7 protein-coding genes and 2 pseudogenes are annotated in these 12681 nt (G+C 47.7%); 4 read left to right on the top strand and 5 right to left on the bottom strand.

The window, feature by feature from the left end; genetic code table 11:
* Positions 1-536 precede the first annotated feature (536 nt).
* Complete coding sequence (locus HA45_RS21525) at positions 537-752, bottom strand: hypothetical protein (RefSeq protein ID WP_100702970.1); 216 nt, start codon at positions 750-752, stop codon at positions 537-539.
* Positions 753-1699: 947 nt separating this feature from the next.
* Here HA45_RS21525 and HA45_RS21535 point away from each other — a divergent pair.
* From HA45_RS21535 to umuC, 4 genes and pseudogenes are all read left to right on the top strand, one after another.
* Positions 1700-1951, top strand: a complete 252-nt coding sequence (locus tag HA45_RS21535; RefSeq protein ID WP_100702968.1) for a hypothetical protein — start codon at positions 1700-1702, stop codon at positions 1949-1951.
* A gap of 279 nt (positions 1952-2230) precedes the next feature.
* Positions 2231-2482: a regulatory protein YcgZ gene (ycgZ, locus tag HA45_RS21540; RefSeq protein WP_100702967.1), complete on the top strand. Its 252-nt coding sequence runs from the start codon at positions 2231-2233 to the stop codon at positions 2480-2482.
* A gap of 42 nt (positions 2483-2524) precedes the next feature.
* Positions 2525-2779, top strand: coding sequence for a biofilm development regulator YmgB/AriR family protein (locus tag HA45_RS21545; RefSeq protein WP_100702966.1), 255 nt, complete (start codon positions 2525-2527; stop codon positions 2777-2779).
* Positions 2780-3012: 233 nt separating this feature from the next.
* A pseudogene (gene umuC, locus HA45_RS21550) lies at positions 3013-4056 on the top strand (translesion error-prone DNA polymerase V subunit UmuC); the annotation flags it as partial.
* A 1316-nt stretch (positions 4057-5372) separates the two neighbouring features.
* Here the strand turns inward: umuC and HA45_RS21555 are convergent.
* From HA45_RS21555 to HA45_RS21570, 4 genes and pseudogenes are all read right to left on the bottom strand, one after another.
* Positions 5373-6416 carry a RepB family plasmid replication initiator protein gene (locus HA45_RS21555; RefSeq protein ID WP_100702964.1) on the bottom strand — a complete coding sequence of 348 codons (1044 nt, stop codon included), beginning with the start codon at positions 6414-6416 and terminating at the stop codon, positions 5373-5375.
* 1029 nt (positions 6417-7445) lie between these two features.
* Positions 7446-8384 carry a ParB family protein gene (locus HA45_RS21560; protein ID WP_100703073.1) on the bottom strand — a complete coding sequence of 313 codons (939 nt, stop codon included), beginning with the start codon at positions 8382-8384 and terminating at the stop codon, positions 7446-7448.
* A 35-nt stretch (positions 8385-8419) separates the two neighbouring features.
* Positions 8420-9622: an AAA family ATPase gene (locus HA45_RS21565; RefSeq protein ID WP_100703072.1), complete on the bottom strand. Its 1203-nt coding sequence runs from the start codon at positions 9620-9622 to the stop codon at positions 8420-8422.
* Between the two features lie 1788 nt (positions 9623-11410).
* Positions 11411-12530, bottom strand: a pseudogene (locus HA45_RS21570) (IS3 family transposase).
* Between the last annotated feature and the right edge of the window lie 151 nt (positions 12531-12681).

The following is a 12681-nucleotide window of genomic DNA, read 5'->3' on the forward strand; positions in this document are numbered from 1 at the left end:
CCCTGCATTTTTCTGCCGCCAGCCTGCGACTCTGGGCTGACGCGCTGCCCGCGCGCTGCCAATAAGCCCCGCCCTCCGGTGATCGCGGCCCGCACCGCCAGGAATCCTCTTATTCACGCGCGCCCGGTTGCCTTAACGGCAGCGGCGGTCTTTGCTTAAACCACTGCGGGGATACAGCAGGTTAAGCGGAGAAACAAACGCCATGGGTCCCGTACGCTGCCGGCGCTGCTGTGCACCTCTGACCACGGAGGATCGTTATTATTTTATCAGCCACTGTGAGACCTGTGACACGGACATCCGGCATCAGGCGGGTGAGGCACACACACCCGTAAAGTCTCCGATGTATGTGATGAGGGGCGTCTTTTTCTTATTGCGCCGTTACCGCCATATCCGGACGGCCGGGCGCTGACCTCTCGGCGGAAAAGTGACGTCTGCCGCGAGGTGGCTTTTCAGAGGGACCGAAACGATTCGGATATTAAGATAATACGCATCCCTGCGTGATTTAATTTATTTCCGGATTGTTAACAAAAGGTAGGTTACAGGAACCCCCGCATCATTTTAATATAAGACCAGCTTGTCATTCTTTTAATAAACTTTTTCGGGCAGGTGAACTTCCTGCCCTCCCAGTCAAGATTAAACCACTGAAAATCATCATCCTTTATCTTATCTATCATACTTAAAGCCTGCTCTGGCGTCCGGAAAGCATAAGCCTTCATCACGCCTTCACGGGTGCACAAATCAATGTGAACCATATAACCCCCGGGTGAAAAACTACTGTGATTTTATATTATTTTAATAACACGGTCATAATAGACCTGTTTTCTCACGGTGCGTTATTTATTTTCGTTATGATTGCGTAAAAAAGGTGTCCCTGAAAAGTTGCTTAAAATACCTGATTATATTTGCGTTAAATAAACGGGAATTTTGATGGCAAAATTCCTGGTCATAAATTAAATGGATCTAATCACGTTAAATCAGGTTAGCGCATAAGATCATGCTGCATGCTCATCGGACTGATGCCTGCACGCCCGGACATCATGCCACCGAAAAAATTGGCAAGAGGGTTGCGGTTTTTTGCCAGCCTGTGATGCGGGCTTCAGATCCGGGCCGTCCGCCCCGGGCCAGAGCAGGCAAGCTTTTGACGCGGGGGCACGGTCCGCTCCGGAAAAAATAAAACGTCCTGCAGCGCTCAGGAAAAATGCATTCCGGCCGAAGATACAAAGGAAAGCAATAGCCCACGAGGATAAGCATATATGGCCCGAGCCTTACCCCCTTCGTACCAGCCCGTATCACCTTCCTGTCTGGCTGACAGGCTTCGCGAGCTGGCTGACCTGCTGGAGTCCCGCAGCCCGTTAATCCGCGCGGCTGAGAGGCATCACACCACCGGAAGCCGCGGTGAGCCGCTCATGATCATCCGTATTGAGGTTTATGAGGAGCCGCGGTGAATACGGCGTGCGTGTGGTAAACCGCCTGAGCAGCAGGTTCGCTAACGGTCAGAAGCAGACTGACGTCAGAATACACCGGCTCTGATGTCTACCCTGTCATGACCGCTGATATCCTTTTTTTCGGATCCGTTTCGCCTGCTGTTAATTCAAAATCTTATACCGGGACGAAAATTCAGATAAGTGTTCTGGTTAAAACCTCATCCGGGGCTACAGTTGCAGTGAGACTGTCACTTTCCCGGGGCGGAGGTTGTACTGTGTTTTATCACGACGATGAGAAAGGCCATATCATTATCGGCGAGGCTGCGGTCAGACTGGCGGCCGCCGGTCTGGATATCACGGTGGAGTCCCTGATAAAGGAACTGGGCGGGATGGCGGAGGGTGACGTCAGCGACGGCAGGCTGGAGGAAATCTTTGACGCCAGGCGCTGGCTACAGGGGTTCCGGAAGTACAGCAGTCGCGAGCAGGCTGAGCTGGACTGGATGACGGGTAGGGTAAAAGGCCGATGACATGACCAGGAGCATACCGCGACACGATGAAAAAACGGCTTCATGCCGGGCTCGCTTTGCGCCTACCGGCCGGAGATCTGGGTTAAAACTTCACATTTCCGAAATCACGCCTGAAAATAACTGACCTGAATAATTGCTTATCAATCATGAGCTAGCGTTTTTTGATACCGGAATATCGTTCCGCATCCGATAAATCACTATACAGGGTTCCTTTTTTATATACCTTCCGCGCAATATTACCCGTTCATATTTTAAACACCCCTTAATCAAGGACGCTGAATGCGCCACAAAGGCCCTGCCCCCTATACCGCAGAAGATATCGCTCTGTACTTCTCTGACGTTCAGGTTCCCACGCAGGAGGAATCGCTGGGGCAGATTGTGATTGAAATTCTGCGCAGCGGTACCGCCTTAAACCGCCCCGCCCTGTGCGCAAAGCTTGTACGTCGCCTGGAAATGGCCGCCAGCGCGGAGGAAGAGCAGCACTACCGCATACTGATCGGCCTGCTTTTTGGCCGCCAGAGTGCAGTCTGATTTCGTCGGGCCCTGAGTGGTGTCTGTATCGGATCATGGCTTATGCATAAGAATAAAACCGAAGATCAAATTCTCAGTGTGCTTAAACAGCATGGCGACCAGCTGGCCGGAGAGTCAGAAATTATCGGCGAGGTGATTCATCGCCTGAAGCTTAACGGAGACCGCGTGCTGCGTAAGGATGTCATACTCTGCCTGATAGCAGAGCTGGAAAGTACCACTGACGTAGTCAGGCTCGACATTCTTCGCTGTGCACTTGAGGTTGTTGTGGGTTATTCACATGAGGGTGAGGACTCTTAGCCCGGAACAGGAGCGGAATGCGCTCTGTCAGCTACCCTGGCCGCAGCAGCCAGGGGCGGCGTCTTGTCAACTGGTCTTTTTGCTTTTATGCCAATGGCAGGCGTTATCAGTACTATTCTGTGCGCAATTATAATCATGCAACATCAGTAACACCGCATCTTTATGTTTGCCTGAAATAATTATTATCGTCTTCTCCGCCCATTACAATTAGTGATATTCCATTCCACATAAACCATAATCTCAGCCAGAGAGTGATGACTGCTCTGGAGGAAATTACGCCCCGGGTTGAGCAGTACAGTATTGACGAGATGTTTCTTGACCTGACCGGAATCGATGGTTGTGAAGACTTTGAGCATTTTGGACGTCGCCTCAGAACGCATGTCTTCAACTTCACGGGACTAACCGTTGGCGTCGGCATGGGGCCGAGCAAAACGCTGGCAAAGTCCGCCCAGTGGGCGAGTAAGGAATGGAAGCAGTTTCGGGGGGTGCTTGCTTTAACCCCGGGCAATTTGAAGCGCACCGCCACCCTCCTGAGCTATCAGCCAGTCGAAGAGGTTTGGGGCGTTGGCAGAAGAATTGGAAAACGGCTAAACCTGATGGGTATTAAAAATGCCCTTCAGTTGTCACAGGCAAATCCGAAATCTATACGCAGCAATTTTTCGGTGGTGCTGGAGCGTACAGTCAGGGAACTCAATGGTGAGTCGTGTATTCCACTTGAGGAGCTGCCGCCGGCTAAACAGCAGATTGTGTGTAGCCGTAGCTTTGGTGAACGGATAACGTCAAAGGAAGCGATGCAACAGGCACTTTGCCAGTACGCTACACGAGCAGCGGAAAAACTCCGTGGCGAGCAGCAGTTTTGCCGACATATCTGGGTATGTATCAGAACCTCGCCGCATGCTGTCAACGAAGTGTTTTATGGAAACAGCGCAGGCGAGAAACTTTCAGTGCCCACTCAGGATACGCGTGACATCATTCAGGTGGCCATGCGTTCACTGGATCGTATCTGGCTTGAAGGCCGTCGTTACATGAAAGCTGGCATCTCATTAGATGATTTCACGCCCAATAGTGTCAGTCAGCTTACCTTCTTTGACGACATGCAACCCAGGGCTAAGAGTTCAGAACTGATGAAGGTGTTAGACGGTATAAATCGGTCTGGACTGGGGAATTTGTGGTTCGCGGGTCAGGGGATTAGCACTGAGTGGAAAATGAAACGGGAAATGCTCAGCCCCTCTTGGACTACCTGTTGGGATGACATACCAAAAGCGCGCGTACTGTAAACTGCGAAGTCAAAGATCCCATTTTCGATAAGCCGGGTGGCTTCAGGGTTCACTATTACTGATTACACGGGGATAGCGGAATCTCTTGGCTGACCCTTTGTATGAAGCCCATAAGCCGACATCGCTAAAGTCTGTAAAATGCGCTTGCAGGCGAAAGCCCTCCCTGGTCCAAACTCGCATACTGCTGGTGGTACGCCAAACGTCTCACCAAACTTCTTAACTCCCCACTGAACTGTTAAACGCAACACTGAGTCGATCTTGCCAAAAACGCTGTTTAGCATTTAACAGCCCGGGATCCACTTTTTCATTTACGTGGTTCCTATCCACTATAGAGAGTAGAAACCCGTTTTGTTCAATAATGGATAGTCAAGCAACCAATCTAGCTTTCATCGCAGAAATTTTGATGTTAGCAAACACTAACATCAATAGCAGCAGTGCTTAGCAGGTTAGTAAGCGCTAGGGGGGGATGGTGTACTGCTAACCACTGTAGTGAGTAACTGCTCTCTATAGTGGATAGTTTTACTCTTCATAGTGGTTATCAGCTAAAGGATTCAAGCACAAAAGGATCCCTCAATACGAATTGAAGATCCTTTATCGCATTAAATTATCATTTCGTATCCACTATAGAGAGTAACAGCTCTCTTTAGTGGTTGTTTATCCGCTTTATGAGGTGCATTTTCCTGAGGGAATTGGCCCTCAAACCCTTGGTAGCACTGTCATTAACTAATAATAAGGGATTTCAGCCAACCACTATAGAGAGTAAGTCTTCTCTCCATAGCGGTTATAGGAATGAGGGCTTAATCGTGTCTGGCTACGGGCGGTTCTTCGAGGATCAGAAGGTGGCCGCCTTCGAACGCATAACCGCTATAGAGAGAAGTGCCATTTCAAGTGATGAGAGCGAGCCCCCTTCAGGTTAAGACGTACAACTTTATGATAATAATGATTTATAACGCATGACCTTAACCTCAGCGGCGTGCAATAGGTCTTAGTTAATACTAACCGCTATAGAGAGCAAACCTTACTCTATATAGCGGTTATTTATCGCCTAAATAATTGAATTAAAATTATTTTAGTACTTTTAGGAGGCTGTTAGGCATTAAGGCTGCAAATGTCTTGAATGAAAAAGTGATAACGTCACGCTTTATCACTAACCACTATAGTGAGTAATCCCGACAGCAAACGTAGGGCGTGAGGATCCTGCGGGCAAGATAAGCGGAGTCTGGCAGTTAGTTGATCGAAGAAACTCGAATGCAGTAACCGCTATAGAGAGCATCACTCTCTATAGCGGTTGTTGAAATGATTGGGCACTACGGTAATTACTTCGCTTTGCCTTTGCGGATTTTTTCGAGGATTTTCAGCTCGGCCTTGGACAACATGACCATTTCACCCTGCTGCTCCGGTATCTCTTCGGCATCCATCCCCTCCTCCAAATCAAGTTCATCTTCCAAGATTTCAGGCAACTTGAGAGGCAAGTCGGCAGGTTTTAGCTTTGGACGACGATAGTGGATGTGGAAATACACCACATTCCCTCTTTTGACCTCGTTGTAATCGAGATAACCAATATCCTTCAGCTGCTCCATTGCCCGCCTCACGGTAGCGTTTTGCGTGATAGGCCGTGAAGTCAGGTTCAGACGCTGTCTAAGGCGCGCCATGGAGATAGGCGCCGGATTGGAGGGCAGACTCTCGATAAACGTATACAGGGCCTGTGCGGACTCTTTACGCGCCAGAGCATTGATAGCCCGCAGCTGGAGCAGCACCTTTCTGTCAAACTGATAGAGTTCAAAGAGTTTAGGGTCAGCTTGGAGCTCGACGGTGTCTTTTTTGACACTGTATTTTGCGGATTGTACAAGGTGCGTCACGTACAGCTCATCTTTGTCAGCGGTACCGAACTGAATGGTATTAGACGCAATGCGGATAAGTGAAGCTTCCAGGCGCTCACGCAGCTTAGCGGAGGAACGTGAAGAAGGTATACCGCAAAGTTTGACGAACTCAACGAAAGGCAACGTCACTTTATCGTTTGTGACATTGTACTTAGCAAAGGCATGAATAATACCGACCCAGGTTTTGAAGTCATTATCCATGTCCAGCCGCTGGCCAATGATCCTGATCTTCTCATAACCCTCAGATTTGACGATCGAAAGCAGCTTGAGCTCGTTCGTCACATCCGTAACGGCGGTGGTGTCGTTCTTTCGATTGTTTGTGGACTTCAACGTAGGAACGAAAAGACCGAGCCTCATCAATGCGACAGGCTGAACCGTGTTATCTCTGTTAGGCGTGAGGACAACAAGTTCACCTGTTCGTTTATCAGTTTCCGAAAAGGCGTCAACTATCTTGTTGTTTTCTAAATCATTTTCCAGCATTTTTGAGGATCCGATTTATACACAGTTACATATCACGTTTACTCTCTATAGCGGATACTAGCACTCACTTCATCGGTTAGACTACTCTCTATAAAGGTTAATTTGCTCTCTATAGCGGTTAACCTACTCTCTACAGCGGTTATCGATGTACCCTAAGCCCCTGTCAGTTCTGGCCTGAGGACGATCGGGGATCTGTCAGGAACTTAAAGGATCTCTATATTGATCTGTTATTTGATCTAAGCAGTGAATAATGGGGATAAAAATGACGCTGAGAAAGGATTAAGGCTGCCCCTTGTTGCTTGGTTGAATAAAACTACAACCATCTACGCTTAAAACTTATTCACAGGCAAATCAGTTACTCACAGGTTGATCCTCGTCCTGCTACCTATAGCGGTTATCAGTTACTGTCTTCATCGGTTGTTTAACTGTTTTCATCGGATGTTTTACTCATTACAGCGGATACTTTACTCCTTATAGCGGTTAGTGATCCCTTCTCAGGCCAGAGATAGCAAGGGATACAGCGTGCGGGGATCTTATTTGATCTCAATGGGATCTCATAATGATCTAATTATTGGATCTAGCCTGTGGATAAAGGGGATAAAAATCAGTGCGCTGATACTCATTCTCATGAACTGGTGCAAGGGAGCGCCCTTTTTCTTCATCTGATTCGTTAAAATTCATCATCTGTATCAGGGGATAACTCGCCTCGTTATTAAACGGCTCCTAACCCCCAATCAGGCGTTTAGCTAGCGTCTAATCCAGAGTTGGCTCTTGACCCACTCTGGATGCCCCAGAAGAGCCGTTTTAAACCGTGGATTTTCGAATGGACTTGGTTAGGGTTTGTGTCTTTAACCGCGCTACGTGGCACTCATGCAAGATTCAGGGGTATATGAATCCAGATCCTACCATTCCAAGAAGATTTAGGGACTTAATGATTTGATGCAGACAGGAATGCGCAGACTTCACGAAAAAAGACGCGGTTTTAGTCGCGTCTTAGTTAGGAATCTCACGTCATTTAAGAATTAAAGCTTACTTTGACTTTTCAACGATGGATTTGATCGCCATGTCGATCTCTTCAAGGACCGCCGCGGATAAGCGATGAAACTCATACTGAACATGCCTTTTTTCGGCATGGGTTTTGCGCTTGGCGTAAGCTGCTCGATCCGAGAAGGAACCAAATTTTTCCGTCAGCACGCTTTTGTTTTTGGCAGGCTTAACCAGCTGCTTTTTCGCAGTCGAGAAAAATGAAAGGATTTTGGTTTTCTGCTCGTCTGAATTCAGATTAAGCAGTGCAGGATCTTCATCAATGCGACTCTTTACCTGAACAACGATATCACTGACGGAAACGCCCTCCGCTTTGGCTTCCTCAGCCACGTCCAGCAGCAGCTTATAATCCGGTATGCTCAGATCTGAAACCACCGGGAATAACTCGATAATTTCTGCGGGTACCCATGCTGCCTGAAAAGCACGGGTAACTTTGGCATTCGAAATCCCTTCAGCCTTAGCAATTTCAGTTTTGTTCATGCCCTGCGCTTCCATCAGCAGGAAACGTTGTCCCAGCTCGCGAAGGTTATGTTCCTTTGCGGTCTGGATATCTGCGGCTAACTGGCGTGCATCGCTGATATCAATTTCATCCTCGGTCACCAGAACTTCAAAACCGGTGCCAGCGAACAGGCAGGCTGCACGACGACGAGAACCATCCATGATTTCGATGCGATCATCAACCAGGCGGCCAATCGCCGGGAAGAACTGCTGCAGCTCTATGGTTCGTGTAATGTCTTTTACAGACTCTTCCGTCAGCGCTGACTGGTCACGCCCGTTGACCTTGGCATCAACAAATGTTTTTGCCGCCACTTCCCCACTCGGGATCAACTGACGGCTGAATGTGGCCGTATTACCGGACTTCAGGGTAAACACCCGTGACTGATTGCCGCTGTTGATAAAGCTCGACATCTGGGACTGACCCATAGTGCGGCCAATTCTTTTGAGTGATTTTGGTTCGGTCACTTGGTACTCCTGATATATTCAATACGATCAAAAACGGCGCGCGAAAAATTCTCTGCTTCCTGCTTCGCCTTTCTGAGCGCATCAGCACTGCCTGGATAAGACGTCGGGTTAGCGCTGATGACGGTATCAAACGACTCACCACAGCGCTCAAAACCGTCCAGGCGCGGTAATACCGCGTCCAGCATCGATTTCGTAAACACTTCGCGTGCATAGCTGTGAGAGGTAATGTGATCGTGTTTCGTCGTCATCTTCGACATGAACCCGATGTTCGCTTTCAGTCTTGGCTCGATCCCTTCATTTTCAATGCGTTCCAGCATTTCCGGCAATCGCGTCAGGTATTTCATGGTGGAGTGGAAATCAACCTGAGCCGGAGGCGTTGGCGTTAACAGCAGGTCACTCGCGGCAATCGCGTTGAGCATAAATGCGTCGAGGTGAGGACCGGTGTCGATGAAAATGAAGTCGTAATCTTCAGCAAGACGATCGATGACGTTGCGGCGCAGGACCTCTGAAGGCGCTACACCCGGCAGGTTTTCGCTGACCAGTGCATCCCAGTCGCTCGCGACAAAACCATCGTCGATAGATCCAGGCATAACGTCGACACCGGGCATAACGGTTGGCTTAACGAATTGTTCACGCAGCTGCTCGGTGCTGACGTCATTTAGCATGGCCTGAGCGGCAGTTTCCAGGACCGACCCCACGCTATTGGTATGGCTCAGGAACATGGTGCTTGAGGCCTGAGGGTCAAGATCAATGACCAGAATGCGCAAATCGTTATGGAGAAGTCCTGGGTGTGCGCGTAAACCATGCGCCAGTGTCACCGTGGTTACCGTCTTGGACACGCCGCCTTTAAGATTCACTACGAATACTACGAAGGGCTCTTTATGCTTGTCGCGATACTTAGGCACTTTACGATGCTTATAGATATCAACAACATTTTGAATGCTCATCGCATATTGAGAAGTGCTGCCAGTCTGCTTTCTGCCGAACGTATACCCTGCCCCTTCCATCTCACCGATCGCTGCTGCAACTGCATGTTTACTGAGCAGCGGTAAGTTGGCGACGCCGTTACGGGTAAAAGTATGGTAATAGCCCTGCTGATTGAATTCCTGACGCTGTTGCTCGATGTGGCTGCTCAGTCCGATCAGCATGCCATTCGCACGGTTGGCGATGTCAAACACGTCACCGTAATCACGCTTCATAAGCACCTCAATAATAATGATTTGATTCATTGTACTAAAAAAGGTGCCGCATGCCAGTTTTTTGGTGAAATTCAACAAAAGTGGATTTTTAATGATTTTGATGTTTGTTATGATTATATTAATAATTTGCTTCTAAAACATAGAGTTACACAAAAAATTGTTGTTTAAAAATCTATCAAAGCTTTTGCACCATAATTAACGATTTTATCCTACCCTACATGACCCGGCTTCAAATTAACAGGTATTCGGGATAAATACGTTAACGGTGCATCCATCCGATATAGTATCTCACACTTAAAGTTAATATCTGCTATTCAGCCCTGTTAATACTCGCCCAGATAATTTCTCCATTTTGTCGTAGCATAAGTTGGTTGCTTAGGAGTGCATCAGAGTAATTTGATGTATGCATTGTAGTGTTAATTTTTCTGACTCCCTTAAATTCTAAAATATCCCCCCTCCCCTCCCCTCCCCTCCCCTCCCCTCTCCTACTCACGTCACTTCTCGATAAATAAAAGTTAATCCGCACCGTCTGATATGAAAGATACTTTTAAATTAAGGAGATGAGCGCTAGCCGGAAGAGCGATGAATGCACTAGACCTTGATAAACACTTTGCCCCTGACGATAGCCCTTGGTGTTTTTCAGCCTGAAAAAACGGATTAATATCATATAAAACATCACGTTATGAAGATTTCATGATGGATGTAATGGTGAGGTTTTTCATGATTATTCTTAATGACATCATTCAGGAATCGTAAATTCGTTAGTTCCCTACGACAAAATTTCCCCACTAGCAAAGTTCGTTTGTTTCTTACCTCTCGTCAAAGATTTCATAAATGCGCATTCGGTATTTTTCAAAAGCAAATGCACTATTCATTTCAACCAAAGCTCACCCCAATCTGGGTTTGGTAAATTGAGAATGACATTTCTATCTAGGCACAAATGCTGAACACATATGTACTATAATTTCTGGCTAAGAATACCTGGATAGCTACGTTCATCAAATACAAATATCTCTGCACAGGGCATCATCGCTAACTCAACCCCATCATGCTGATTTAAATTCTTCTGAATAAATATGTTTTAAGCGGGAGAGTTTTTAAGAGCAAATTTTCTTAAATTTAGATGGTAGCGGAGTGTATGCTTTAAACGAAGAATAATTAAAGAACATCTGAGTAAGAAGCTTCAATGAATATTGCAGGGAGCATTATCAAAATCATTAAACGTATTAATGGCATCAGCAATTTATCCCAACGACTTAAGAAAGAAAAAGTTATCATTCACTAACCGAGTCTAAAAGCTATCCTAAAGAAGCAATTTCAGCTCATAAACTACAGGCTTAACGAGTATTCGACTAATCAACTCGTGATTTCCAGGCTGCATGGTGATTTTCAGTCTGAAAATTTAAATAAAACTGAATTATTTCAATTGGTTGGAGTGGTTTCTGGTTGGTTAACATTCACAGTTTTAGTGAGATTTTCAGCCACTCGACCCATTCAATTTTCGACATAGGTAAGACTTCAAAGATAAGTCAGGAACTACAAGGGATTACCCACGCAGGATTATTTGCTGCAGGAAGGGGATAAATTTTCAGAGCCCAACACGCTTTTCATGATTTTTCACAGGACACTGATTTCACCCTTAAGGAGATTTGAATGAGCTTATAAGGCTCAGATAAGCGCCGCAACAACATCTTACCTGGATAGCACATTAACCTCTAGCAACACTGATTCTATGATTCTTAGCATGATGCTGCATGACTGAGCTGCCCCAAGGATTAGATACAACGCTCATTTAGTAATGTCGGATCCTTCACTTTCAGAATTACCCTTTCTCCAGCCCGCCGCGAATTCAGACGGCGGCTGATAATTCAGAGTGGAGTGCGGGCGGCACTCGTTATAATCCTGACGCCATTCACTGATGGTTTTCCTGGCATGGCTGACGTCGCTGAACCGGTGTTCATTCAGGCATTCATCGCGAAATCGCCCGTTCAAACTCTCAATAAATCCGTTCTTTATCGGCTTGCCGGGCTGAATAAGCCGCAGCTCCACGCCATGCTCGAAGTCCCATTGTTCGAGCGCACGGCAGGTAAACTCCATCCCCTGATCGGTTCTTATCGTAGCCGGATAGCCGCGAAACAGCTCAATGCTGTCCAGAATACGCGTGACCTGCACGCCTGAAATCCCGAAGGCAACGGTGACCGTCAGGTACTCCTTCGTGAAGTAATCCACGCAGGTCAGGCACTTGATCCTGCGACCGATGGCCAGCGCATCCATGACAAAATCCATCTACCAAGTCAGATTCGGCGCCGCCGGGCGGAGCAGTGGCAGAAGTTCTGTTGTCAGCCCTTTACGACGACGTCTGCGTTTTATTCCGAGTCCACTCAGATGGTAGAGCCGGTAAACCTGCTTGTGATTAACATGAAGCCCTTCGCGGCGCAGCAGCTGCCAGATGCGGTGGTAACCAAAACGCCTGCGTTCCAGTGCCAGTTCGGTGATGCGCCCGGAAAAATGCGCATCCGATCCCGGACGCTGCGCTTCGTAACGGCAGGTCGACAGGGACAAACCTGTAAGCCTGCATGCACGACGTTGCGACAGACCGGTCGCAGCACAATCAACACCACGGCTTCCAGCTTCTGGTCTGTCGTCAGTTCTTTCGGCTCAGGGCCACCTGAAGCGCCTCCTTATCCATTATGGCTTCGGCCAGCAGCTTCTTGAGTCGTGCGTTCTCTTCCTAAAGCGAATTCAGGTGCTTGATCTCGGGCACCTCCATGCCGCCATACTTTTTACGCCAGGTGTAGAACGTGGCATCGAAAATAGCATGCTTGCGGCAGAGCTCGCGGGCAGAAACTCCGGCTTCGGCCTCGCGGAGAATACTGATAATCTGTTCGTCGGAAAAACGCTTCTTCATGGGGATGTCCTCATGTGGCTTATGAAGACATTACTAACATCGCGGTGTACTTATCAACGGGGAGCAGGTCATGATAACTTAAATTCTTTGGTGATTTTCAGCCTGAAAAAGTCGAAAAAATCCTTTGATAACACCACATTATGATGATTTT

The organism is Pantoea rodasii, assembly GCF_002095465.1.
Lineage (GTDB): Bacteria > Pseudomonadota > Gammaproteobacteria > Enterobacterales > Enterobacteriaceae > Pantoea > Pantoea rodasii.

What these genes read in the sequence shown, in the direction of transcription:
- HA45_RS21555 (WP_100702964.1), bottom strand. Translation starts at nt 6,416, where the DNA reads ATGCTGGAAAATGATTTAGAAAACAACAAGATAGTTGACGCCTTTTCG.
- HA45_RS21545 (WP_100702966.1), top strand. Translation starts at nt 2,525, where the DNA reads ATGCATAAGAATAAAACCGAAGATCAAATTCTCAGTGTGCTTAAACAG.
- HA45_RS21565 (WP_100703072.1), bottom strand. Translation starts at nt 9,622, where the DNA reads ATGAAGCGTGATTACGGTGACGTGTTTGACATCGCCAACCGTGCGAAT.
- HA45_RS21560 (WP_100703073.1), bottom strand. Translation starts at nt 8,384, where the DNA reads ATGGGTCAGTCCCAGATGTCGAGCTTTATCAACAGCGGCAATCAGTCA.
- HA45_RS21525 (WP_100702970.1), bottom strand. Translation starts at nt 752, where the DNA reads ATGGTTCACATTGATTTGTGCACCCGTGAAGGCGTGATGAAGGCTTAT.
- ycgZ (WP_100702967.1), top strand. Translation starts at nt 2,231, where the DNA reads ATGCGCCACAAAGGCCCTGCCCCCTATACCGCAGAAGATATCGCTCTG.